This window comes from Rossellomorea oryzaecorticis (assembly GCF_045897515.1).
GTDB lineage: Bacteria > Bacillota > Bacilli > Bacillales > Bacillaceae_B > Rossellomorea > Rossellomorea enclensis.
In genome coordinates this window covers 125,803-151,392 of the sequence record NZ_JBJOSA010000003.1, presented here as the reverse complement: position 1 = coordinate 151,392, position 25,590 = coordinate 125,803, and the positions used below count along the sequence as shown (strand labels likewise).

The window sequence follows — 25,590 nt, the reverse complement described above, 5'->3', positions numbered from 1 at the left end:
ATAAAAAGCACGACAGAAAGAGAAAAGAGGGGATCCACATGCCAAAGGGAGAAGGCAAACTCATTGCCCAAAACAAAAAAGCACGCCATGATTTCACAGTCGAAGAAACATACGAAGCGGGACTCGTCCTCCAGGGGACCGAAATCAAAGCCATCCGTGCAGGCCGCGTGAACTTGAAAGATTCATTCGCACGCATCAGAAACGGCGAAGTCTTCGTTCACAACATGCACATCAGCCCGTATGAACAGGGGAACCGCTACAACCACGAACCGCTGAGGACGCGAAAGCTCCTGCTGCACAAGAAACAGATCAGCAAGCTGATCGGTGAAACGAAGGAAGCAGGCTACTCGCTCGTACCATTGAAGCTCTATATTAAAAATGGTGTCGCAAAACTTCTCATCGGCCTTGCCAAAGGTAAGAAGAAGTATGATAAGCGTGAAGATCTGAAACGCAAAGAAGCAAATCGTTCAATCCAGCGTGAACTAGCGCAGAGACAAAAGGGAACGTACTGATTTCCGGAATCTTACAATTGCATTCTGCTGTAGATTTGTTATAATAATAGATGTCGCAAGGTAATCAAGCGGCAGTAAGAACAATTGAATAAGTGACCAGATTGAACTTATTCTTCCCGTTCTTCCCTTTATATTATGGGGACGTTACGGATTCGACAGGGATAGTTCGAGCTTGGGTCGCGAGCCGTAGGGATCGTCTACGTTAAAACGTCAAAGCCAATAATAACTGGCAAATCAAACAATAACCTAGCTTTAGCAGCGTAATAGCGCTTTAGCTGTTCCTCCCTCCATCGCCTATGTGGTAGGGTAAGGGACTCACTCTTAGTAGGCTACGCCGGATTCCACCGTCTGAGGATGAAGGAAGAGATTAATCAGACTAGCTGCATGGACGCCCGTCGATAGGCAGAAATTGCAGTGAACTCGCGAATATATCGACTACGCTCGTAGACGCCTAAGTGCCGATGTTTCTGGACGTGGGTTCGATTAGTAATTAGTCGCCTTATGTGGCAACACATAAGTGAAAATTTGGCTTTATCGGTGAAACCTAAGTCACACACAGTGTGATATGGCAATGCCGAGCGGTATGTGGAGCAATCCAACAGCCGTGTATCGACTTATAGGCTGCCGTCCTGGCAGTACTAGGATGCGGAATCCTGTCTGACATCAGATAAATCTATATTCCGCATAATACGCCAAAGGACCTCTGCTACACAGGTTCAAGATATAGTCAGTGCCATGACGAAAGCATGGAATTGCACGTCCCACCGTCTCCACCAAATACATATTTGGTGGTTTTTATTTTGTGATTGAAAATTCTAACCAGCCTCTCTCTTGAGGCTGGTTTTTGATTTTAAACAAACACTTATAAATTGAAAAATCCTTCTTCAAAATCCATTTTGCGTTTTAAACACTCCTTACTATACTTTCCATTTCGCTTTGTAACTTTGTTATAGTGCTCAAGAATCCAGGCTGCCCGCTTTTTCTTTTTTTCTACCCTTAAATAGGGAGTCACTTCTTTTAAGACTTTTAGGACAGCATTTTTATTCTTTATTGTAAATGAATATGAGTTTAAATGTCTGGAGGGGTTATAATTTTTCTTTTTGGAGATATGACCGGTGGATAATTCCTTGATGTATTCAAGAAGTTCTAAATCTGTGGAAGCAATGGATATACATGGTCTTCTATGTTCATTTTCATGGATGCGGGTGAGTGTTATTGATCCTTCTCCATCGATTATTCCTGCTAAATAGGCAGCTTCCCAATCCTTCAAAATTTTCATCCCCTGTCTTCTCCACTTACATCACTTTTCCCTAAAATAGAAGATAGTGAATTTATTTAGATTTGAGGTTTTTAGTATATGGTTATTCAATTAAAGCCCCCTTTACTTGAACAAGCTCTGCCACCATATTCCGCAAACTCCATACTGCGGTACGTGTTCAGTAGCCACATTCCACCACCCGAAAAATGTTTTTCCATTTTACATATCAATCGAATAAAAGGGGAAAAGTAGGATTACGTTTGGAGGTGAAAAAGGTGAAAAGGTTTGTGAGTTTTTTTATGGTCCTCTCTCTATTTGTTGCTTTATCAATTCCTTCGGTGGCTCAACAGTTTGAGTATCCTGATAACAAAAATAAATCTTTTATTAATGCAAACCAGTTCTACGAACAATTGAAAAAAAATGAATTTAAGGAATATAAAAATGCAACTTTTAGTATGAGACAAAAAATATCTTATAAAGAGGTGCCTGATGTAATTATGACCTTCGAGAAGAAAACAGGAAGTTACTCTTGTCAACCTCAACCCAAAGAAAATCTATCAGCTTCTATACATCCAGAACGTCAAGTGTATTTCTTTGCTTCTTTTGTACAGACAAAAGATAAAGAGTATTGGAAGCATACCATCATAGACGCTGAGACCAAAAGAAAAATTGGTGGCGGCAACGCTTATCACAACTATGAAAATCCTTACAGGTAAACTCTTTATAGCCGCCAATAATACATTGGTGGCTAATTCTTGGTTAGACTTAATCACTTCTCTGTAAGGTTGTTGAAAACTGGGAACCGCCTAAAGTTAGGTAAACGCCCACTTTAATGGAATAAGAGAATTAGTTAACGATTCCTTCTTCTTTTCTTTAACCATACAAATAAGTATATAAGACTAATAACGATTACTATTAATGGAATGAATACTATTAGAGCTGCTTCTGTAGGACCAATCATAATTAACACCTCCAGGAATACCCAAAATAAAGATACTCCCCTTTATTGAATTAGACGAAAGCCCAATTTATTAAATTTGGGTTATTACATTAACCTGCCTCGTTAGCCAAAGATGTTCAAATCTCCGTATCTCTTTTACGCCCTTCCCTTGAACCCCAATCTTTTAGTGTTAACGCAAATACTCCGCCTCCCAGAAAGGAAAAAGCGAAATCAAGATTTTCTTTTGAACCAACAAAACCTAACACTAAAAATATAAAACTCATAGTGGACAAAATGGCTATCACTTTCCTTGTACTCATTGCAGCACCCCTTATACTACATTAAATTCTTCCTATTTATTAGACGAATGTTAATTTTATTGAGTTTCGGTTTATGCCATTAAACTGCTGCCCTTTACTTGAATAAAGGAGAAAATGCACACTTTTGCTGGGATCCTAACTCCAACAAATGGCTGTCATAGAGTCTAAGCTAATGTATTCTTAGCTAATGTATTTGTTGGTTTTTCTCAATTTTGTTTGCTTTTGCTACTCACGTGTTTCTATTTAAAACATCTTGTATGAGTAATTTAGACATGTAAGATCTAATTCCATTGTCAATATTTCTAGCGTTAATGAATTTATTTGCATGTTCTGTAAGAAAATCAATTGCGTTTTTCTTTTTTATTAAAGCCTGCTGTTCTTCATCCCATAACGATAGATTTTTTTCATACTTTATTCTTATTAACTTTAATTTATCTTCTTGAGATAAATCTCCAAAAGAAATAAATCCATCAAACCTTGAAAAGATAGGACTGCCTAATTGCTTTTTAATCTCTTCAAGTGAACCGTAGTTTGTGGTGCAGATAATGATAGAATTCTTTAAATTGACCTTATAGTTTCTATCCACAAATAACCCTTCATCAAAAAATTGATAAAAAGCACTAAAAAAACCCGGAGGACATTTATCGAATTCATCTAAAAGTATTACATTGGTTTCCCGCCCAATTAATCCCTTAGCAAATGAATTTTCATTAATACTACCTCCAAATAAATAGGATGCAAAAGCCTCAGTTTGATACATTGAAATTTGTTCCCTTAATAACTTTCCATTGTATAAAACTTTACTCAATAATTTAGCGGTCTCAGTTTTCCCTACGCCAGCTGGTCCATAAAACAATAAGACAACAGGGTTACTATACTTTGCGGTTAAAGGATAAATCGTTGATACTAATTCTAAGATTGGTTGTTCTTGGCCTATTATTTCTTTGTTTAATTCTTCATACAAATTAGTAATATCTTGTGTTGTTATTTTATTAAATTCGAAGGTGTTTTCCTTTACTAAAATATACTCATCATTCTCAAATAATCGTATTATTCCCTCTTTTAATAACAAAGGCGGATTATGAATATAACATTCAATAATGCATTCTTTTTCCACCAATAGGGGTATCGTCAGGAAAATGCGGATTTACAACGTTAAGCAAATTACAACATAGAAAAAAAGAGAGGTGCTTTTGAGTTCGGTCTCTTCTGAAAAATACTCAGATTCACTTGGTATAAAAACCAATTTTATTTGCCAAATACTTATGACAAGTATTGATGGAGAGGCCGCAATAATACTGTACCTAACTGGAATAATATCACCTGTAAAACCAATCAATAATATGAAGATCACCTGGAGAAAACTCTGAAAAATACCATATATACTCGAAATCCTACCCATCATCTTAATTGGGACTTTACTCTGGTAAAAAGTCATAAACCCAGTACTAGAAAATGAATTAAAAAACCTAAAACCATAAATCCAATAGCTACTGACCAAAATGAAAAAGTATAGACCAGATAGCCAACTGAAACCATAAAATAACCAACGGATATTAGGACTCTTACTGAGAACCTTTTTGCCACCATCGAAACAATGGTTGCCCCTAAAATAGAACCCACTCCTGTTAAACTTATGAGTAACCCATATTCTGTCTCAGATAAATTTTATTGTAATTTGTGTAGTATAGTTTTAAGATTAGAATAATATGTAATATTAAATATGAAGGGGAAAAATGCATGAAAAAAATCATGGGGTTAGCTTTGGTTTTGCTAATAATTTTGATTGGGTGTTCAAGTAAAACAGATAATCAAAAGAATCAACAAAGTTCTGTTGAGTGGGTTGATGTTGTAAAATGGCAAGACAAAAAATACTATTATAATGAAAAACAAACTAATACTATTACAAAAGATGACATTGGGAAGGAAATTGGAGAAATCACTTTCACAGTGGTGGGAAGTGAAGAAGAAAAAAACCCAAATTATGAATTAAAAAATACTGAAGCTACTTTTATTGGGAAGGGAACAAAAATCTATAAAATAAATAATGACGAAAATGTAGACATGATTTATATACAAAACAAGGTATATACTATAAAATAAGCCTTTCTCCACTCTATTAAAGAGTGGTTTTTTTGGTGTGCCAGGCATGGCAATTATCTAGGTGGTGAAAGTCCACTGTGGGGGTACACATCGACCAACCACTAAGGAAGCGCAAGGTACTTATCGTGAGGTAAGGGCTGGAGGAAGCGTGGAATAAAATCTTGGCTCGACGAACAGAAATCTGATACAAAGGCCTTGCATAGGGATAAGACTCCCAAACAAGTCAAAGTCCAAAAGATGTGCGTAACTTTGTAAGGTAAATCAGGCGAGTAAAAGAGGAAAGATAATTGTCTTACCCTGGGAGATCTTGTGGATGTACAGCAGTACAGTCGAAAAAGGTTAGCCGCAAGAAGTCAGCAGAAGCCATAGTAGTGAAGTGAATTCATGAAGGGCGGAACAATTTATAGTGTTTCGAGTACCAGGAATGCGTAAGTGACCTACTCCGAATGTGTTAATGGTGAAAGTATGAGCGTATCTCAGAGGATAACCAAAATGGGAGATATCACTTACTACGTGAGAGGGAAGGAGAAACGAGTGTGGAACTTTTAGAACAAATCCTTAGTAATCAAAATATGAATGAAGCCTACTTGCGTGTTTACAAAAATAAAGGCGCTAGTGGGATAGATGGGGTAACAGTCGATGAACTGAAACAATATCTGAAAGAGAACAAGGACGAATTACGGAGGCGCATCAGAACAAGAAAATATCATCCACAAGCTGCCTTAAGAGTGGAGATCCCAAAAGAAAACGGGAAGGTGCGCAAATTGGGAATACCAACAGTAGTGGATAGAGTTGTTCAACAAGCAATTCATCAAGTTCTCAGTCCGATATTTGAAGAGCAGTTCAGCGAATTTAGTTTCGGATTCAGACCAAAAAGAAGTTGTGAGATGGCAATTATTAAAAGCTTGGAATTTCTGAATGAAGGACATGACTGGGTTATTGATATCGATCTTGAAAGATTCTTCGACACAGTCCACCATGATAAACTGATGCGCATCATATCTCAGACAGTTGATGATGGAGGTGTCATTTCATTAATTAGAAAGTACTTAGTTAGTGGAGTCATGGTAAATGGAAAGTATGAAGAGACACCTGTCGGTACTCCGCAAGGAGGAAACCTCAGTCCACTACTGAGTAATATCATGTTGAACGAACTAGATACAGAACTTGAAAATAGAGGATTAAGATTCGTAAGGTACGCTGATGACTCACTTATTTTTGTAAAAAGCGAAAAAGCAGCGGACCGAGTAATGAAATCAATTGTGAGATTCATTGAGAAGAAATTAGGACTTATAGTCAACGCAGAGAAAAGCAGAATTGCCCGTCCCAAAGAACTGAAGTTTCTAGGATACGGGTACTATTACGACTATAAGAACAAGAAATATCAAGTGAAACCTCATCTAAGTTCAATACGGAAATTTCAAAGAAAACTTCGCCAGCTCACAAAACGAAATTGGAGTGTTCCACTAGACTTTCGAATTTTGAAACTGAAACAAGTCATTTTTGGATGGGTAAACTACTTCAGGATTGCCAATATGAAAAAAGTGACCAAACAAATAGACCAGAAGCTCCGCTCTAGAATTAGGGTCATCATCTGGAAACAATGGAAAGTTCCGAGTAAACAAATCAAATCGCTTATTCAACTAGGGATTCCGAAGGAAGAAGCGAAAGGACTAACCTACTGCAGAAAAGGTTATCGGTTTATAGGACTTTCTAAAGTGGTCCATAGAGCAATTTCAAATAAAAGACTAAAACAGAGGGGACTCCCCTCTGTTTTAACCCATTATCTAAAAGTACACACAGTAATATAAGTTGAAGCGCCGTATACGAGACCCGTATGTACGGTGTTGTGAGAGGGGCGAAAATAAAATACATTTATTTTCCCTCTACTCGATTAAGAAATTGAAAAATGTTAGTATACAAAAATTTCAGAATATTGTATAATTTCATATAATATAGGAGGAGATGGTAAATGTTGAAAAAAATTCCATTGTTGTTCGTTTTATTATTAGGATTAATTTCTTCTTTGTCTTTCGGTACCCCAGCTAGTGCAGATATTGGGGTTGAGTTGCGTAACGCCGATGCATTCTCAGGTAAGAATTATTACTACAGTAGCACTGGATATTATAATAACGCTTCGTATTCCTCACATCGTTCAGCTTTCTCAAATGCAGCTAGCAAAATGAACGCAGTTGCCAACACGAGTATTAGCTTACACACTACATCCGGTTCAAAAAGTGATCCAATTGAAATAAACATGTATTCCGTTAATTCGTCTTCATATGATTGGTATGGTTATGCGAACTACGATACAGGATATGCAACTCTAAGAATTAATGAGTATGTATGTAAGAATGATGGTTTTTCACAATCAAACTATAATAAAGTCGCACTTCATGAATTAGGTCATGCATATTATGCAGTCCATCAACATTCCAGTGTATCCAGTGTAATGAAGCAAGGTAAATACTCTTATACTGATTACACTACTTTAGATAAATCAAATTTCGCATATAAATATTAATTATCGGGGGCTTAAAATGAAAAAAATACTCACTGTACCTATAGCATTTTCTATTATACTGGCCGGTTGTAACAATGTGGCCAGTGATAAGTTTGCAGTTAAAAAGCAAGGTGAAAATGAGGGGGAAATGGTTAATTATATCAATGAAGAGACTAAAATAAGTAATACTGTAAGTATTGCAGACTACCATGTACCAACTGATCTTACTAATCTCGAAGAAAGAGCAGAATTTATTGTAAATGTAAGAGCCATTCAGGATTTAGGCGATGATGTTGTCAATGGAGAAACGTTAGGATCGAGGAAAGAAGTAGAGGTTCTAAAGGGCTACAAAAATTCTTTAAAGAAAGGAGATAAAATAGTTATCGTTGAGCCGGCATTCGTTAAAGATAACGAATACTACTCGGTTGAATCATATTTGAAAATGGACGATGGAAAAGACTATACCCTCTTCTTACAAAAAGGAGATGATGAAAACGAATATGGTGTTGTGTCTTTAGCATACGGTAAGTATTCAAAAAATGAGAAAAAGTTTAATGGTAAGTTGAGTAGTTTCAGTCTATTAAAAGAAGCTGAACCTTATAATTTCATTTCTGATCATACAGATGAAATCGAATTATATGAACATATAGAAGATGAAGTGAATAATAAATATAATTAACTTTATTTTTGTAATTGTTTTTTGTTTTAGAGGAAAGGTAACAAATTGTTACCTTTCCTCTAATTTTATTATGCAAACAAATACTCATACCAATTGTTTTAAATTAAATTACTTAAACAATCTTAATTCCGTTAAATGGCCCTTTAATTGAATAAATAAAGTCCTAAAGTGAATGGTGCATAGGATTTTTTAGTAAATTATAGACTAAGTTATTAATTCGATTGGATTGGTTACATGTTCTGTTCTGTAGATTCAGAAGAGAACTCTTGGCGATTTTATCCTTTACATTTATATTCTTGGCGATGATATGATTAATTACAGTGTGTAATTAAAAATTTTATTTAGTTTTTTGAAGTTTTTTGGCAGGTATTTGCTTTATATATTGGCGATTTTACTCTTAAAGTTACATTTTGTGTGCAGGATATGACTGTTGAACTAATCTTGTGCTCGAATGCATTCATCTGCGTTTGTTGTGGGCATTAAAGTAGGCAGGAAGGGAATTATCGTCTATAAGTCATGTCACAGAAAAGATAAAATCACTTGTGGAGGACAACAATGAGAAAATCACAGGATAAGCATATCGGGTTCAATTAACCTCTCTCATTGAACTCTTACACTTAGTAAGGAAAAGGATTCTATGAATGCCTGCAAAATGTTTTGTATTTAGTTTCCTAACTAAATAATTTTAGAGTGTGGACAGGAATCGAAGTATCAGGAATAAGGACACAAACTGTTCATTTTACTGCACATCTTATAAAGCTTAGCTTTCAAAAAAGGGAGGACTGATGATGAAATTCAATAAAGGGATTTTATTCATTTTAATAGGGGCAGCATGCTTTGGCTTTACACCTGTTTTTGCAAAATTGGGTTTTAGCCATGGCTACTCCCTAGGCCAGATAAATATAGTACAAATGATGATCTCCTTTCTGATTCTATGGTCATTTACCCTTATAAAACGCTCCAGTTTTAAGGGTCTTACTAAAAAGAATGTTCTCCAGATTATGATTACTGGTTGTTTTGTCGGGTTGACCAGTATTTTTTATTATGGAGCGATGCAATATCTTCCTGCATCTTTAGCCATTATATTGATGTTTCAATTTGTTTGGATAGGGATACTATTAGAGTGGGTTTTGGTCAAAATAAAACCTAAGCCAATTACAATCTTGTCTATTGTTTTAATTTTAATTGGAGTCTTTTTTGCCTCGAATATCTTAAATGGAGACATTAACGGCCTCCCTGTTAAAGGTTATGTTTTTGGTGTTTTATCCGCGTTTACTTATGCGGGATTTATCTTTTTTAGCGGAAAAGTTGCAGTGAATGTGGATGTGTGGACGCGTACCTCTTTAATGGTGACAGGGTCAACCTTTTTAGTGCTGATCCTGTTCATTCGTGAGATTCCAAGTGTGATGCCGCTGCAGGGAGATTTACTGGGTACTGCCCTAGGGGTATCTTTATTTGGAGCCGTTCTTCCTCCATTATTTTTTGCGGCTGGTGCTCCCTTGGTTTCAGGCGGGGTTGCCAATATATTAACTTCGATTGAACTGCCCATCGCTATTCTTTCGGCCAGCCTCATCCTGTCGGAGTCTGTGACACCGGAGCAGTGGATAGGCACAGCGATTATACTGGCTGCAATCGCATTGAATGAACTGGGCACCAATTTATTACCGAAGAGAAAGTATAGGAATGGTGAGGGATAATAAGCTTTTGTTTTGATCGGATTGAATACAGTGAGGCCAGGGAAACAAAAAAATATAAGAAAGAAGCTGTTTATGATGATTGATCAATTAGTGAAAATGCTCGAAGAACGGGAGGATGAAATGATTGTCATCCGCCGTTACTTGCATGAACACCCTGAACTTTCTTTTGAAGAGAAAAAGACTGCAGCCTATATAGCTGATTTTTACAAAGGTAAAGGCGTTGATGTATCACAGGAAGTTGGAAATGGACATGGTATTGTTGTAACGATTAAAGGAGGGAGACCGGGTAAAACGGTCGGGCTGCGGGCTGATTTTGATGCACTGCCAATCAAAGAAGAACTGGATATACCGTTCAAATCAAAAAATGAAGGCGTCATGCATGCCTGCGGTCATGATGCTCATACAGCTTACCTGCTTGTATTGGCTGACTGTCTGATTGAACTGAAAGAAAAGATTCAGGGAACCATAAAAATCATTCATCAACATGCAGAGGAAGTCCCGCCTGGCGGGGCAAAAAGTATCATCCAATCGGGAATCATGGACGATGTTGATGCGATCTTTGGTGTCCATGTTTTACCGGTTGCGCCCGCTGGAACGGTTGGGATTCATAGTGGTTATTCCTTTAATGGAAGGGCTTATTTTAAACTTGAGTTACAGGCGAGCGGCGGCCACGGTTCTTCTCCTCATAAAGCAAACGATCCAATTGTGGCGGGTGCCTATTTTGTAACAGCTGTTCAAACAATTGTCAGCCGCAGGGTGGATCCGCTTCAGACCGGGGTAGTGACAATCGGTTCATTTGACGGTAAAGGCAGTTTTAATGTTATCAAGGAAGGTATTGAAATAGAAGGGGACATCCGCTATTCGGATGATCAAACAAAGGAAGTAATAGAAAAAGAACTGCATCGGATAGTGAATGGTATCGAAGCATTATTTGGTGTAAAGGGTGGCCTGGAATTTGTCCCCGACTACCCTCCGCTGTTCAATGATCCAGAGTTGACGATATTTGTCGCCGACACTTTGAAAGATGTTAACGATAAAGATATTACCTCAGTGGAAGAGTTTCCGAAAATGGCGCCATCAGACGATTTTGCGTACTACCTTGAGAAGATTCCCGGCTGTTATTTTTATATCGGCTGCACTCCAAAAGGAACAGAGAATCCTTACTTCAACCACCATCCTAAATTTGATATAGATGAGGATGCATTGCTTGTGGCTGCGAAATCGGTGGGATATGTGGTTTGCAATTACCTGAACAACTAGAAATACTCAAAAAAGCTCACGTTCAAGTGAGCTTTTTAACATAAAACAAAGATCTTATATCTATTCTTCTTTTTGTTTTTGAATGGATCTGGTAGGCAAGCTCCAGCTGAATCGATGTGAAATATGCCTTAAAATGAATGTAATGATAAATAGAATATAGAATTGATAGGATTTTGACAAAAAGTCCAAGCCTATTATAAAACCGGCAAAAACGGCCCATAAAAGATATACATCCTGACGCAGGACAATTGGCCTTTTTTGGGCCAGCACATCACGGATGATCCCCCCGCCAGCACCTGTAATTGCGGCTGAAAACACAACCGCAAATAGCGGTAAGTCAATCGAGTGTGCATACATGGCTCCCTGAACAGAAAATGCTGATAATCCAATTGAGTCGAAAATACTCCATTTTGTCAGTAAAGCAACTGAATTATTGGGCAATAAAATCACGATACTTATTGTGATGAAAGCAACGATAAAAAGACTGCTTTGCTGCCATAAATCAATGATGGGAATTCCAGTGAAAAGGTTCCTGATCGCACCGCCGCCAAATGCAGTAATCAATCCCAGAACATAGGCGCCGATTATATCGTATTTCACTTCCAAAGCTACGACGGCCCCGCTCATCGCAAAGGCAATGGTCCCAATTACGTTCAATACATCCCACGCCATCCAACCATCCTCCTTATCCATAATTTTGGGTATTGATGATATATTGCATATTTCAATAAAGTCTTTTTTCCTGTATAATTTTTCATACCAAATGAATTTCCAGAAAGGCTGATTTCTATGCCCATACCAACAAACCATTCAAAACCTGTCCGCCAATCTGCCAAGGAAAATGCGTTCAACCAGATCCAGGAGTGGATCATTGATGGAACTTTGAGTCCTGGCGAAAAATTGAATGATACTGAACTTGCAAATGCATTAGGAAGCAGCAGGACACCGATACGTGAATCGCTGCAGCTTCTGGAAGTGCAGGGGTTTGTCAAAATGTACCCTGGTAAGAGTACGGAAGTCACAGAAATCGAACGTGAAGCGATTAAGGATCTGCTCCCTCCACTCGCAGCCTTGCAGTCTTTGTCCGCTGAGCTGGCAATTGGTCAGATAACAGAGGAGCAGCTGAAACAGCTCGAAGATATCAATGAACATTTCGCAAAGTTAATCCATTCAAATAATGCCTACGCTGCCTTGAAAGTGGATGAAGAGTTTCACCAGGTCATTATTGAAATAACCAAAAATACATATATCAAAAACATGGTAAAATCCTTGCAGGCACATGTTCGAAGGCATTTTTTCCATAATTCCATTATTTTAACCGAAAGATCCATCGAGGAACATAAAGCCATTATTACCGCCATGAAAAATGGTGAAAAGGATAAGGCAGCAGCCATCATGAAAGATAACTGGCTGGGTACACTGGACGATTTTCAACCATAGACAAATGAAAAGCCGGCCCCGCACATGTGGAGGCCGGCTTTTTCCTATGTTCATTAAGCATGAACCGGGGCTTTTCTTTGGAAGTGACTGATGAAACCGGTAACGATAATGACGGCAATAGCCGGCAATAGCCACCCAAGCCCTTGGTTGTACAGTGGCAATGTCTGTTCATAGAAAACGACAATTGGCTGCATCCAGCTGAAATACTCGATTCCAACTGAGTCGCAGAACGACTTGAGACCATCAAAGATACTGATTAAAAATGTAACCGCGATGGTTGAACTATACACAATCGTTGCATGATTAAACAATGGAGACAGAAATGTCAGGATGATCAGCACAATCGCCAGTGGATATAAGAACATCAGGACCGGTATAGAGTAGGAGATGATGTTTGACAATCCAAAGTTCGCAATCACGAAGGTGATTGTGGCAAAAAAGACAACAAGTTTCTGATAACTGATCTTCGGGAACAACGTATGAAAATATTCGGCATTGGCTACCGTCAATCCAATCGCTGTTGTAAGACATGCCAATATAATGGCTATCGCAAGCATAACAGAACCAAATATGCCGAAGTAGTGGGAGGCAGCGTTACTCAAAATAGGTCCTCCGGTTTCAAAGGTTCCATAAACTTGTGTGCTTGTTGCCCCTAGATAAGCAATTCCGACATAAATCACAGCGAGCAGCAAAATGGCAATACTTCCTGCTTTGACAGTTGCTCTGAGAATATCGGTATTCGAAGTTACGCCCATTGCACGGATCGCGTTAATCACGATAATACCAAATACCAACGAGGCAAGGGCATCCATTGTATTATAACCTTCCAGAAAACCAGTGATAAATGAGCCATTCGTATAAGCTTCCTGCGGCGCTTCCATGCCTCCCATCGGATTGGCTATTGCAGCCGTGAGAAGAACGGCTAGCATGACCACCAGCCCGGGTGCCAAAAACTTGCCGATATTATCAACAAGTTTGGCAGGTTTCAGTGAGAAAAAGAGAACCACAGCGAAAAATAGCAAGGTGAAAATAAAGAGGCCCATTTGCTGTGAAGACTCATTTATAAAAGGTGCTATCCCCACCTCGTACGCAACGGTACCCGTGCGGGGAGAGGCGAAGAATGGCCCGATGGTCAGATAAAGCAGGGAAGTGAAACCCACCGCATAAACCGGGTGTACACGGCTTGAAAGTTCCTGAAGGTTACGGCTCCCGGAGAAACTCATTGCGATGATTCCTAGCAGCGGAAGTCCCACTCCTGTAATTAAAAACCCAGTGATGGATGGCCAGAGATTGGTTCCGGCGTTCTGACCCAGCTGTGCCGGGAAGATTAGGTTTCCAGCGCCGAAAAATAATGCGAAAAGCATGACACCGATGGTTGCGTATGATGAAAAAGTCAATTTCCCTTTCATGAAGTTTGCCTCCTATGATGAAAAATATTTAAGAATAATAATTTCGATATGCAATATATCACTGGAATCTATCATACTCCCCTGATATGTATAATGCAATATATTTCAGAAAATTTTCATATGTAAAATAAAAACGTTTAGCACACTCGCCATTGATATGCATGAAACATAGTATGCAGCCGCTGCCGAAATCCATGTTCCCTTACTTGTATATGGTAAGTGATAATCATTATCCAGCTAATATCATCTAATTAAGAAACTTCCACGTTCCTGTCACTCATTGACTCCCCTTCTAAAAAGGCAGTGAAGAACTTGACATGCTCTTATAGGTTGGCGGTATGGTTATTTTATTGGTGATGATTTCCCTTAAAGTACCTAGTCCCTGTAGGCATTCGGTTAATGGATGTTATACAATGTTTAAAGTGAAGAGAGACGAACTTCTCTTTGATTTTTGGGATATAAGGGGGTAACCGTATGGAACAATTATATTTAGATCCGATTATGCATGATGATTTTATTGTGGTGCCCGGGGCTGGCCAATATACTGACGAGCAGTGCAGTCATCATCTAGTATTTATGAATTGCAACGAAACGATATATTACTTAAACAGAGATGAGTACACTGCTTTGGGAAGCGGTACCATCAATCAAAACGCCTGGAGAAAAACGCTGAGTCACCAGGCGGGGACCCCCTTTTATATCCGAAAAGGTCCAGATTCATATGACGTGATTGTTGTAAAAGATAGCAATCAGAAGATTGTGGGGTATGTAACACTCAGGGACCTCTTACAAGAAGCGTTAAATGAGTATGATAAACTGAAAGCCTTTTTCCATACGATTGTCGATACCATAGATAATTCCGTGTCCGTGGTTGACAGGGATGGGAGAACAATGGTGTGGACGAAGGGGGCTGAAACGATCTTTTCGATACAAAAAGAGGATATATTGGGAAAAGATATGAAGCATTTCTTTCCGAAAGAAATGCTGTTGAATGAAGAAACGATGGTAACAGGAAATTCTTTCAGACACCATCTCCATAAACCGCGGGAAGACCTTTTTGTGCTCATCAACACGAATCCTGTTCATTTAAACGGTGAGATTATAGGAGCGGTTGCCGCGGAAACAGATGTAACCAGTCACGTGTGGATGAATCAGGAGTTACTGCATGCATCCTCAAAGATCCATGAGCTCCAGAATGAGATTTCTGAATTGAAGGAAGCGGTTGATCCCTTCCAGCAAATAAGGGGATCCAGTTTGAAGATTAAGAAAGCGATCTCTCTGGCCAAGAAAATGAGCAAGACGAGTGCGAATGTGCTGCTGCTCGGTGAGACCGGGGTGGGGAAGGAAGTCTTTGCAAAAGCGATCCATGATGAGAACCGGGCCGATAAGCCACTTGTTGCATTGAACTGCGGGGCGTTATCTCCCTCACTTTTTGAAAGTGAGTTGTTTGGATATTCAAAAGGGGCATTCTCAGGGGCTGACCCCAATGGAAAGATCGGAAAGATTGAACTTGCTGGTGATGGTACACTATTTTTGGATGAAGTAGGCGAGCTTCCTTTAGACCTGCAGGTTAAGCTTTTGCGTGTGCTGGAGAATAGAGTGTACTATTCTGTCGGCGGGTTGAAGGTGAAGTCAGTTAATTGCAGAGTGATCGCAGCGACCAACAAGAATCTGGAGGCACTGGTTCAAAAGGGAGAATTTAGAGAAGACCTCTATTACAGGCTGAATACGCTGACGATAGAGATTCCTCCTTTGAGGGAGCGGAAGCAGGATATCCTTGAGCTGTTCCATTTGTTTCTTTATAAAGCTTCAAAGAAATATAATTGTGATATTCAGTATATTGCTCCCCTTATTAATCAGTCCTTACTTGAATACGAGTGGCATGGTAACGTCAGGGAGTTAAAGAATATGATAGAGCGGATGGTTTTGCTTTCAGAGAATGGATATTTAACCGCTGACTTGCTTCCGGAAAAAATGGCAGGCAAAAATACCATGCATTCTCCTGATTCAAAAGAGTTGGAGAGGGAAGTTAAGCAGTATGAAAAGCTGAAAATCCTTGAGACGTTAGAGAGTAAGAAAGGCAATAAGACAGAGGCTGCAAAAAGGCTGGGAATTACAAGGGCGACTTTATATAACAAGATGAGAAAGTTGAATATAACAGGTTTTAACTAAGGGAAGGTGCATGTGCCTTCTCTTTTTTTGTTGAAAAATAAAGGTGTCAATCTTTTTATACACCTTTTTTCATTTTGTATAGAAACTTTGACACCTCTTTCTGAGGGAAGCATAGTTTTACGGATTTTAAGTTGGCATGATTGTTGCAAAAGGAAGTGAGAGAGAGGAGTGTTTTCATTGAAAAAAAGATTAACAAATTTACAAGGGTATATCAGGAAGAATGGATTGGATGGAGGACTGATTACTTCTAGAAATAACATCTATTATCTTTCCGGCTTTGACTATGAGCCTCATGAACGTTTTACTGGGCTGTTTGTTTTTGCCGAACATGATCCAGTCCTTGTGCTGCCCGAAATGGAAGTGGAAATGCTATTAAAGGCTGGCTGGATCTACGAGTACCTCAGTTATTCTGACTCTGAAGATGTGTGGGGGAAAATGAAGAGGCATTTGGGTAATAAAATCGGCGGGGGCATGGGGATTGAAGAGAATTATATTTCTTTTAGATATATTAAAATGATTCAGTCCTGCCTGACAGATGGGGAATTGACAAATCTTGATCCAAAATTATCTGAAATGAGAGAGATCAAGGATACCGATGAGGTAAACAGCCTCAGAATTGCAGCCAAATATGCTGATTATGCTGTCCAAATTGCCGTTGATTCATTGTATGAAGGAGTCACAGAGTTAGAGGTGTTGGGAAGGGTCGAATATCAGCTGAAAAAACGCGGAATCCGTGAAATGTCTTTTACCCCTATGGTTTTATTTGGCGAAAATGCAAGTAATCCACATGGTGTAACAGGTGAAAATAAACTAAAAGCTGGTGACACGGTGATTTTTGACCTGGGTGTGAAATATAACGGCTACAGCTCTGATATTACCCGTACGGTTGTGTACAAAGAAGCAAGTGAAGAAATGGATAGAATGTACAACACTGTTTTAAAAGCAAATAAAGCAGCCCTAAAGGAGTGCAAAGTTGGAAACAACATCCGAAAGATAGACGAAGCGGCCAGAAAAGTTATTGAAGAGGCCGGATATGCAAATTATTTCCCTCATAGAATCGGTCACGGATTGGGCATCAATGTCCATGAAGAACCATCCCTTCATTCAAACAATAATGAATTGCTCAAAGCAGGCATGGTTCTCACGATTGAACCGGGTATCTATATTCCCGGCTTGGGGGGAGTGCGGATAGAAGATGATGTATTAATCACAGAGGTTGAACCCTATCTGCTGACCGGTTTCACGAGGGATCTGCAAGTTATAAACAAGGATTTAGGGGACATTTAAAAAAGGAGACAGGGCCCATATAAAAGATAAGCGAAAAGGCTCCCGGAGGACCCTGGCTTTATCTTCAGTAAAGGGTCCCGTCCCACAGAAACTTTAAGGTCGGAAGGGGAGAATCCTGCTCTGACTCACCAAGGCGGGGACGATTTTGAATGAACTTATAATTTTTATCATCACCATCTTTGCTGTTATAGGCGGTTTGGATAAGCTTTCAGGAAATAAACTGGGGATCGGCGGGGAATTTACCAGGGCCTTTCAAAGTATGGGGGCCATCTCCCTTTCCATGATCGGTATCATATCATTGTCGCCGGTACTAGCCGATTTTTTCATGCCGATTATTACACCTTTCTATTTATGGCTGGGAGCAGATCCATCCATGTTTGCGTCGACTCTATTTGCTTTGGACATGGGGGGGTATCAATTATCAATGGAAATGGCGAAAGAGGCAGGAGCGGCTGAATTTTCATGGGTTTTTTTAGGGACGATGATGGGTCCGACTCTTGTTTTTACCATACCGGTGGCGCTTAACCTGATTCCAAAAGAGGAACATCCATTTTTTGCTAAAGGGATTTTGATAGGGTTCATGACGATACCGATCGGGTGTGCGGCGGGTGGTATGATAGCTGGATATGATCCGGGCTGGATGGTCAGAAATCTTCTTCCCACTATAGGAATCTCTGTCATCATTATGTTTTCCCTGGTGAAATTTCCGAAGCAGACAACCGTCTTGTTCATTGTTTTTTCTAAGATCATCGAAAGCATCCTAATCATTGGCTTGGTTATGATCATCTTTCAAACCTTAACAGGAATCCAGTGGATAGATAATCTGGTGCCACTCTCAGAAAGCTTTAAAACGATAGGAAATATAACCATTATACTTGCTGGGGCCTTCCCGTTCATATACGTATTGCAAAAGGTCCTGAAGAAGCCTTTTGAGAAGGCAGGAAAGAAAGTCGGTATGAATGAAAACGCCTTGGTGGGATTGATATCTTCCCTTGCACACCATGTACCCATGTTTTCAAACTTTAAAGCTATTGATACAAGAGGGAAGGTTGTGAATACAGCGTTCGCAGTAAGTGGTTCTTTTGTTATGGGGAGTCATCTGGGTTTTGTTGCTGCTGTAGATGAATCGTTTATAGTACCGATGATTGCAGGTAAACTTACGGCTGGATTGTCAGCAGCGCTGATTGCGTACTTCGCTGCGAATAAAATGGCATGATCAAATGTAAAAGAAGGGATCACGTAATGGGACTCAAAAATAAAGAGAGCTTTATTGAATTGATTGAAAAGTATCGATTGGAAATATTGAATAATGAGGATTTATTAGAAAAGATTGAAGAAAAAATAGAGGACCGCCAGATTAATGGCGGGGAAGATAAAATAAAAGAGGATTCATAGATAATCGCCTCTAGGGGAAGCAGACGATCCTCTGTCTGTTTCCTCTAGTATGAAAATTGGGATTGAAACTCCTTTCTGCTATAAGCCCTATTATATCCTGATCACCAAGTAATCCCCGTTCGTCATCTGCACAACATCCGCTTTTAATCCCTTCGCGATGTCCACGGTCATCTGTTTTAATTCTTCAAGGTCCCCACTGTATAGAAGAAGCGGTCCGCCGCTTATGACCCGGTCACGGTCCGAGGTTAAGTAGGCCAATATTTGATAAGGAGGCTTCATTGAATTTTCCCTGCCCATGCAGAATCATCCTTTCAAGTTGGTTTTCATCACAGCATGAGATTTCTTTGTGCTTTCGAGCAAAGGACATTTTTTCACGGCTTCGATGAAGGCATCCATATCGCGCTTGATCGGAACCAAGGTGATCATGACTTTCCCGTCCATATAATCTTTTCTGGTGAACTGATAGCGTTTGACACCTAGTGCCCTGCACGCTTCGAATAAAGCTGCCTGCCGCTGTCCGAAGTTATCGAGGCTGATCCTGAAATGATTTTCTTTAGGGTAGATGACGACGGCCATTCCTTCTTCAGAAAACAGCTTTTCGGCGTTGTCCGTTCCGAGCAGGTTGCTGACATACATATCATCTACGTACAGGGAAGACTGTTTCACGGTCACTTTTCCTTCTTTCACTTCAGCAATATCCCCGATCGTTTTACCTTTTGTAAATCTCTGCAAATAATAAAGCAGTGCGAAACCAGCAAGCGCGCCGCCTGCAATGCATACCCAAAGATTTTTCACATCGAATGCATTATGAAGAAGGGAAATCACGAGCGACGTGACGAGTGCCGTGATGAATGCAAGATAATTCCTGGCTTCGAATGTTTTGGCGATCCCATCTATGTATGCTTTTCCCCGGTAGGTGAATTCCGTTTCCTCCAGGTCGCTCAAGCTTTCTTTCTCCATTTTCCGGACATCCCTGAATTGCTGAAGTGCCAGCGTAAGAAACGTCACTGCCACAAAATTTTTGCTTAATAAGGCAGGGATGGCCACTGCTCCGAGGGCCGCTGCCACAAAACCGGTAATGATTTGTATCAGATATCCATTCGGGTAGCTCGGATATTGCCTGAAATCTTCTTTTATCGTTATGATCCTGGCGATGGTTCCAATCACAATCGCACTGGTGATGGTGTATAGTTCGGGAGTCGTTAATCCAGCTGGTTCCATTAGGTAACACCTCGATTTCATGGATGCAATCGAGATTAGTATGAGGAAACGGCCTGTTTATTATGCGATATGGGAGCTGGGGAAAGAAGTTTATCATAAGTTTTAGAATAATCATTCAACAAAAAAAGAACCAGGCAGCAATTGCCTAGTTCCTCTTCGAATTAAAATAACTCCTCGCTGTCATATAGCTCAGCAGCGCGACGGTAAGGATGGACAAAATCATGTGTAAGGAAGATGTGATAGGGCTGAGTTCTTCCGTTTTAACTACAAATCCTCCGAACGTCGCAAGTGCAGCCAGCAAAATCAGCAGTAAAGCTGATTTCTTCATCACATTGAACCTTATGGATAAGAAAAGGGCATAGCCGATATAGAAAAGAGTCAGCAATCCCAATATTCCGTGGACCAGATAGACAACGTTTGCGAGCGCGAATTCCGTGTGATTCACCTCAAAAATCTGTTCGCTGAGCCGGAAATGCTTAAAGATTGCACCGATCAGTATTTCACTCATCAGGGCGGCAAAGCCGATGATCAGTGGTTTTTTTATTTCCTTGTATTTAATGTCAAAGGTTCGATCGCTTAATCCTGCATAAAGGAAGACAAGGGAAATCAATAGAAACAGACTGAACATCACATCGAGCGTCGTGAATCCGGTCGGTGTCCCTAGCAGCACATTCATCCCGCCGATCATCGCCTGCGTAAACAGGAGCAGCACGGAAAGGATCGAGATGAATTTCACCTGCTTCACCGACGTTTTCTTCCAGGCCAGGATGGCGTTGATTAAGATGAACAGACCAAGCAGGGTCGTGAATAACCGGTGGGAATATTCAATTATGATATGGTAGTCCGTGATATCCGGAATGACTTTACCATTGCAGATCGGCCAATCCGTACCGCAGGCGTCGCCTGAGTTGGTCGCCACGACCAGATTGCCGAGAACCAAGGCTGCAATCGTCAGGAAGACCGTAAATAATGAGAATTTATTTTTCATTTCATAAAAGTCCTTTCATATTTGAATCGCCTATATTGATGTCTGTTCATATACTATCAGCTTGGCCGGCTTCCTACAAAAGATAGGTATAGAGTTCACATAACGTTCATCATTTATCAAAAAATAAGGCAAGCGGTCATCCTCACTTTTTTCCAAAATCAAAGGAACGCATTGACACAGGAAGTATATTTTTTTATCATTTAATTATAATATATGAACACATTATCATATATAAGAATAGAATGGGAGTGTCAACATGGGAAAAGATAAGGATAAGAAGCATGAGTTGGACACACAGCATCATGATGAAATAGAAGATACAAAAGAAACTTGCGTGGAAATCGATGAAGAAACACTGTTCATCGTGACCCAGACGTTCAAAGCTTTATCTGAACCAACACGGGTGCGGATTCTGCACTTATTGGCTCAAAAAGAGCATTCAGTGAATGAGATTGCCGAGAAGCTGTCATTGCTTCAAACCACGGTTTCCCATCAGCTGCGCTTCCTGAAAAATCTGCGCCTGGTGAAATATCGACGGGAAGGCACGACATTGTATTATTCAGCTGATGACGATCATGTGATGAACATGCTCCAGCAAACCATGCACCATGCCAGACACCACTAAGTATCACGGGGGAGTTCAAGATGGACGAATATAAACTTCAGGGACTTTCGTGCGGAAATTGCGCGAGGGAAATGGAAGAAGAAATCAATAAGCTTGAAAACGGGGAAGGATCAAGGATCCTGTATAACAGCAGCAAACTGGTGCTCGCCAAGGGTGTCGACATGCAACAAGTCGAAAAGATCCTTTCCTCGGATGGTGCAGCCATCATCAAAGGTCATGATGACATTGATGCCGGCGGCCAAGAACATGACCATGATCATGCTCATACGCATGATAGCAGCACGAATATCAAGATCCTGCTGGGGATTTCCGCCATCATCTTTCTGTCTGCCATTTATGTCGATACCCAGTGGAATAATCTTGTCCCGGTCTTCATGTATCTGACTGCAGCCGCTACGAGCGGGTACCCGACGTTCATAAAAGGGGCAAAGAACTTACTCAAGCTTAAGTTCAACATCGACACTCTCATGACCATCGCCCTGATCGGTGCTTTTTCCATAGGGGAGTGGAAGGAAGGTACACTCGTTGCCATCCTGTTCGGTGTCAATGAATTGTTGGAAGGCATGGGGATGGAAAAGGCAAGGAAATCGATGGAGGAACTCTTGAAGGTAGCCCCAAAGGAAGCGATCCTTATAGAGGGTGACAAAGAAAGGGTCGTCCCGATCGAAACCCTTAAAACCGGCGACCTTGTCCTTGTGAAATCCGGACAGAAAATCCCGTCGGATGGAATCGTCGCAGCCGGGAAGAGCTCGGTCAATGAAGCGGCCATCACCGGGGAAGCCATGCCGGTTGAAAAAGAGCCGGATGAGAAGGTCTTCGGGGGAAGCATCAACAATGAAGGTGTACTGAAAGTGAAAATCACGAAGGAATACAAAGATTCTTCCCTTGCAAAAATCCTTCATTTGGTCGAAGAAGCTCAGGAAACGAAGACACCGACAGAACAGTTCATCAATCGGTTTGCACGCTATTATACACCGCTCATCATGATCATTGCGGCTCTCGTGATGGTCGTCCCGCCGCTGTTCATGAACGGCGATTGGGGGTCATGGTTTTATCAGGGCCTTGCCGTACTGATCGTCGGCTGCCCATGTGCTTTGATCCTTTCATCTCCAATCGCGATTGTCTCGGGAATTGCCCGTAATGCCAAAAACGGCATCCTTGTAAAAGGCGGCGTGTTCCTTGAGCAGCTCGGTAAGATCGATACGATCGCTTTTGACAAAACAGGAACGCTGACAAAAGGCCATCCGTATGTGGAAAAAACAATCGTATATGATGTAGAGAATTTTTACCGGATTGCCGGTTCGATTGAAAAGACATCGTCCCACCCGATTGCTAAAGCGGTAATGGAAAAAATCAGCCGGGAAAACATCACATACTCAGAACCTGAAGAAATCAATACGATATCTGGCCAAGGGGTTTCCGCAGTGATCGAGGGAACTACCTATAAGGTGGGAAATGAGAAAAGCCTCGGCTTTACTTTATCTCAACAGACGGAAACGGATATCAATTCATTGAAGGATGCCGGCTATACCTTAGTGATCGTTTCAGATGAAGAGAAGGTATTAGGGGTCTTTGGCATCACCGATGAGATCCGCGAAGAAAGCAAGGGAATCATTTCCGAACTTTATTCAGCAGGCATCAACAATGCCGTCATGCTGACAGGTGATCACCATAAGACCGCTGAAAAGGTGGCAAAGCAAGTAGGTTTGACTGACTACTACGCGAATCTTCTGCCTGACGAAAAAGTTGCCAAGGTGAAGGAGCTGACGGCAAAAGGAAAGACTGCGATGGTTGGGGACGGCATCAATGATGCGCCGGCACTTGCCACGGCGGATCTCGGTATCGCAATGGGGAAAGGAACGGACAGCGCCATTGAAACCGCCGATATCGTCCTGATGCAGGACCACCTCGGCAAGCTGCCGTCTGCCATCACGATTTCAAAACGCGTCAACAAGATCATCAAGCTGAACATTTCACTTGCGCTCGGATTGAAGCTGATTGCACTGTTACTGACCATTCCGGGGCTGCTGACACTATGGATTGCCATCCTTTCAGACATGGGTGCTACCATCCTGGTGACATTGATCAGTCTCACGATTATGATCGGAGAAAAAAGAGGTGCAGCTTAGAAGAAAGAAACTGAACAACTAGCATATAAATTTAAAAAAGCTGGACCATCATTCAATAGGAGTATTTGAATGAGTCCAGTTTTTTAGTTGTTTGGGCTTGTCTAAAGTTTGTAGTTTGTTCCAGCGGTTGATTGGAGTGGAAGACGAAGACTCCTAACCGAAAAGCGGAAGGGCTTTGTTCAGAGGCGTATGGCATAAGGCGAATCGGCCTAGAAGGCGTTCTTTGCCTTCTTGGCCGGTTTGACTTATGACATGTGCCTCTAAGCCCTGCAGCTAGACAGTTACCCCACTTGTCAAAGGAGGCTCACCAACCGCCCGCGGAAAGCGAAGTCTTGCACGTAAATCATTAGCGTTGTTTATAATCCACTCTAAAATGTTCGTCTTTAGACAATGGATTTTTAGTCTGCTCCCAACTTCTTTTTTAGAAGCAATGTACTTTGTCACGGAAATGTCATAATAATCCGGGGGAACCGATTAAGAAGCAAAATTTTATTGACGGAACATGAAGGGCTATGTAAAATCAATAAGTGAGAATAATTATCATTTTCAAATACATACATAAGGGTGGAAACAAGAGATGAACATATCAAAACTGCTAAAGCCTTTTATTGCAACAACGGCATTAACTCTTGCACTTGCCGGGTGCGGCGGACAAGACAATTCTGAGGGTGCAAAAGACAACGCTTCCAAAAAAGAAGAAAAGGTAGTCAATGTATACACTGCCAGACATTATGAAGCTGACGATCAAGTATATAAAGACTTCACAGAAGAGACAGGCATCAAGGTCAACGTCGTCAAAGGTGAAGCGGAAGAACTTATCGAGCGTCTGAAGCGCGAAGGGGAAAGTACGGAAGCGGACTTATTCATCACTGTCGACGGCGGTGTGCTTGCCCACGCAAAAGACAATGATATTCTTCAGTCGGTTGAATCCGATGTTGTGAACGAAAACGTCCCTGAAACGTTCCGTGATAAGGAAAACAAATGGATCGGGATGGCAACAAGGGCCCGCGTCATCGTCTATTCAAAAGACCGTGTGTCAGAAGATCAATTATCGACTTACGAAGACCTGACAAGTGACAAATGGAAAGGCAAAGTGCTTGTCCGTTCATCGACAAGCCTTTACAATCAGTCGCTGCTTGCTTCTTTCATCGAATTGAATGGTGAAAAAGAGGCTGAAAAATGGTCAGAAGGCATCGTGAAAAACTTCGCCCGCCAGCCGGACGGCGGTGACCGCGATCAGGCGAAAGCCATTGCAGCAGGTGTGGGTGATGTAGGGATCATGAATACTTACTATGTAGGCCTGATGGCTAATTCCGAAGACCCTGAGGAAAAGAAAGTAGCAGAAGGTCTGGGCGTATTCTTCCCAAACCAGGAGACTAACGGCACTCATGTCAATGTCAGCGGAATCGGTCTGACCAAGCACAGTAAGCATCCTGAAAATGCCGTTAAGCTGATCGAGTATATGACAGATAAAGATGCTCAGGAATATTTGGCTGCAAACAACTATGAATTCCCGGTAAATGCCGAAGCGAAAAAACCTGAAATTCTTGAGTCATGGGGCAAGTTCAGAATTCAGGATCTGGACTTTGATACTCTGGGGAAACATAATCAAAAAGCCATTGAAATCTTCAATAAAACAGGCTGGAAATAAT

General features: G+C 40.8%; 24 protein-coding genes and 1 other RNA gene. 17 read left to right on the top strand and 8 right to left on the bottom strand.

What is annotated here, in order from left to right; genetic code table 11:
- Positions 1–38: 38 nt before the first annotated feature.
- Together smpB and ssrA are read left to right on the top strand one after the other, a co-directional pair.
- On the top strand, positions 39–512 hold the full coding sequence (smpB, locus tag ACKA06_RS04985; protein WP_032086610.1) for an SsrA-binding protein SmpB: 474 nt from the start codon (positions 39–41) through the stop codon (positions 510–512).
- 145 nt (positions 513–657) lie between these two features.
- Positions 658–998: a transfer-messenger RNA gene (gene ssrA, locus ACKA06_RS04980) on the top strand.
- A gap of 376 nt (positions 999–1,374) precedes the next feature.
- Here ssrA and ACKA06_RS04975 read toward each other — a convergent pair.
- Positions 1,375–1,791 (bottom strand): LAGLIDADG family homing endonuclease, encoded by a 417-nt coding sequence (locus ACKA06_RS04975; RefSeq protein ID WP_232353725.1) that lies wholly within the window; start codon positions 1,789–1,791, stop codon positions 1,375–1,377.
- Between the two features lie 254 nt (positions 1,792–2,045).
- On the opposite strand from ACKA06_RS04975, the gene ACKA06_RS04970 reads away from it, so the two are divergent.
- Positions 2,046–2,486, top strand: a complete 441-nt coding sequence (locus tag ACKA06_RS04970; protein ID WP_318293580.1) for a hypothetical protein — start codon at positions 2,046–2,048, stop codon at positions 2,484–2,486.
- A gap of 361 nt (positions 2,487–2,847) precedes the next feature.
- Here the strand turns inward: ACKA06_RS04970 and ACKA06_RS04965 are convergent, their stop codons facing one another.
- Positions 2,848–3,030, bottom strand: a complete 183-nt coding sequence (locus tag ACKA06_RS04965) for a hypothetical protein (protein WP_032086609.1) — start codon at positions 3,028–3,030, stop codon at positions 2,848–2,850.
- A gap of 229 nt (positions 3,031–3,259) precedes the next feature.
- The gene (locus ACKA06_RS04960) at positions 3,260–4,147 is read right to left on the bottom strand and encodes an AAA family ATPase (protein WP_198257965.1); all 888 of its coding nucleotides are present in this window, start codon (positions 4,145–4,147) and stop codon (positions 3,260–3,262) included.
- Positions 4,148–4,770: 623 nt separating this feature from the next.
- On the opposite strand from ACKA06_RS04960, the gene ACKA06_RS04955 reads away from it, so the two are divergent.
- The 6 genes from ACKA06_RS04955 to ACKA06_RS04930 all read left to right on the top strand — a co-directional run bounded on the left by ACKA06_RS04955 (position 4,771) and on the right by ACKA06_RS04930 (position 11,272).
- Entirely contained in the window at positions 4,771–5,133 is a 363-nt protein-coding gene (locus ACKA06_RS04955; RefSeq protein ID WP_032086608.1) for a hypothetical protein, read from the top strand.
- A gap of 536 nt (positions 5,134–5,669) precedes the next feature.
- Positions 5,670–6,944, top strand: a complete 1,275-nt coding sequence (gene ltrA / locus ACKA06_RS04950) for a group II intron reverse transcriptase/maturase (RefSeq protein ID WP_411159113.1) — start codon at positions 5,670–5,672, stop codon at positions 6,942–6,944.
- Positions 6,945–7,105: 161 nt separating this feature from the next.
- The gene (locus ACKA06_RS04945; RefSeq protein WP_032086607.1) at positions 7,106–7,657 is read left to right on the top strand and encodes a hypothetical protein; all 552 of its coding nucleotides are present in this window, start codon (positions 7,106–7,108) and stop codon (positions 7,655–7,657) included.
- A 16-nt stretch (positions 7,658–7,673) separates the two neighbouring features.
- A complete protein-coding gene (locus ACKA06_RS04940; RefSeq protein WP_214872050.1) occupies positions 7,674–8,315 on the top strand; it encodes a hypothetical protein in 642 nt (213 codons plus the stop codon).
- Between the two features lie 788 nt (positions 8,316–9,103).
- A complete protein-coding gene (locus tag ACKA06_RS04935; protein WP_032086604.1) occupies positions 9,104–10,012 on the top strand; it encodes an EamA family transporter in 909 nt (302 codons plus the stop codon).
- Between the two features lie 75 nt (positions 10,013–10,087).
- A complete protein-coding gene (locus ACKA06_RS04930; RefSeq protein WP_411159112.1) occupies positions 10,088–11,272 on the top strand; it encodes an amidohydrolase in 1,185 nt (394 codons plus the stop codon).
- A gap of 60 nt (positions 11,273–11,332) precedes the next feature.
- On the opposite strand, the gene ACKA06_RS04925 is transcribed toward ACKA06_RS04930, so the two are convergent.
- Complete coding sequence (locus ACKA06_RS04925) at positions 11,333–11,944, bottom strand: trimeric intracellular cation channel family protein (RefSeq protein ID WP_032086603.1); 612 nt, start codon at positions 11,942–11,944, stop codon at positions 11,333–11,335.
- A gap of 117 nt (positions 11,945–12,061) precedes the next feature.
- Here ACKA06_RS04925 and ACKA06_RS04920 point away from each other — a divergent pair, with 117 nt between their 5' ends.
- A complete protein-coding gene (locus tag ACKA06_RS04920; protein ID WP_214872049.1) occupies positions 12,062–12,712 on the top strand; it encodes a GntR family transcriptional regulator in 651 nt (216 codons plus the stop codon).
- Positions 12,713–12,765: 53 nt separating this feature from the next.
- Here the strand turns inward: ACKA06_RS04920 and brnQ are convergent, their stop codons facing one another.
- The gene (gene brnQ / locus ACKA06_RS04915) at positions 12,766–14,121 is read right to left on the bottom strand and encodes a branched-chain amino acid transport system II carrier protein (RefSeq protein WP_411159111.1); all 1,356 of its coding nucleotides are present in this window, start codon (positions 14,119–14,121) and stop codon (positions 12,766–12,768) included.
- A gap of 474 nt (positions 14,122–14,595) precedes the next feature.
- On the opposite strand from brnQ, the gene ACKA06_RS04910 reads away from it, so the two are divergent.
- From ACKA06_RS04910 to ACKA06_RS04895, 4 genes are all read left to right on the top strand, one after another.
- The gene (locus tag ACKA06_RS04910; protein ID WP_411159110.1) at positions 14,596–16,293 is read left to right on the top strand and encodes a sigma-54 interaction domain-containing protein; all 1,698 of its coding nucleotides are present in this window, start codon (positions 14,596–14,598) and stop codon (positions 16,291–16,293) included.
- Between the two features lie 177 nt (positions 16,294–16,470).
- Entirely contained in the window at positions 16,471–17,580 is a 1,110-nt protein-coding gene (locus tag ACKA06_RS04905) for a M24 family metallopeptidase (protein ID WP_411159109.1), read from the top strand.
- A 145-nt stretch (positions 17,581–17,725) separates the two neighbouring features.
- A complete protein-coding gene (gene eutH, locus ACKA06_RS04900; protein ID WP_411159107.1) occupies positions 17,726–18,796 on the top strand; it encodes an ethanolamine utilization protein EutH in 1,071 nt (356 codons plus the stop codon).
- A gap of 26 nt (positions 18,797–18,822) precedes the next feature.
- Positions 18,823–18,975: an FbpB family small basic protein gene (locus tag ACKA06_RS04895; protein ID WP_197495107.1), complete on the top strand. Its 153-nt coding sequence runs from the start codon at positions 18,823–18,825 to the stop codon at positions 18,973–18,975.
- A 90-nt stretch (positions 18,976–19,065) separates the two neighbouring features.
- On the opposite strand, the gene ACKA06_RS04890 is transcribed toward ACKA06_RS04895, so the two are convergent.
- The 3 genes from ACKA06_RS04890 to ACKA06_RS04880 all read right to left on the bottom strand — a co-directional run bounded on the left by ACKA06_RS04890 (position 19,066) and on the right by ACKA06_RS04880 (position 21,184).
- On the bottom strand, positions 19,066–19,272 hold the full coding sequence (locus ACKA06_RS04890; protein ID WP_214872046.1) for a capping complex subunit for YIEGIA: 207 nt from the start codon (positions 19,270–19,272) through the stop codon (positions 19,066–19,068).
- Positions 19,273–19,278: 6 nt separating this feature from the next.
- Positions 19,279–20,196, bottom strand: coding sequence for a YIEGIA family protein (locus ACKA06_RS04885; protein ID WP_214872045.1), 918 nt, complete (start codon positions 20,194–20,196; stop codon positions 19,279–19,281).
- Between the two features lie 145 nt (positions 20,197–20,341).
- The gene (locus ACKA06_RS04880; protein ID WP_032086596.1) at positions 20,342–21,184 is read right to left on the bottom strand and encodes a COX15/CtaA family protein; all 843 of its coding nucleotides are present in this window, start codon (positions 21,182–21,184) and stop codon (positions 20,342–20,344) included.
- A gap of 256 nt (positions 21,185–21,440) precedes the next feature.
- On the opposite strand from ACKA06_RS04880, the gene ACKA06_RS04875 reads away from it, so the two are divergent.
- From ACKA06_RS04875 to ACKA06_RS04865, 3 genes are all read left to right on the top strand, one after another.
- Entirely contained in the window at positions 21,441–21,809 is a 369-nt protein-coding gene (locus ACKA06_RS04875) for an ArsR/SmtB family transcription factor (RefSeq protein ID WP_052011414.1), read from the top strand.
- A gap of 20 nt (positions 21,810–21,829) precedes the next feature.
- Complete coding sequence (locus ACKA06_RS04870; protein ID WP_411159106.1) at positions 21,830–23,938, top strand: heavy metal translocating P-type ATPase; 2,109 nt, start codon at positions 21,830–21,832, stop codon at positions 23,936–23,938.
- A 577-nt stretch (positions 23,939–24,515) separates the two neighbouring features.
- Positions 24,516–25,589 (top strand): Fe(3+) ABC transporter substrate-binding protein, encoded by a 1,074-nt coding sequence (locus tag ACKA06_RS04865; protein WP_032086594.1) that lies wholly within the window; start codon positions 24,516–24,518, stop codon positions 25,587–25,589.
- Position 25,590: the final 1 nt, after the last annotated feature.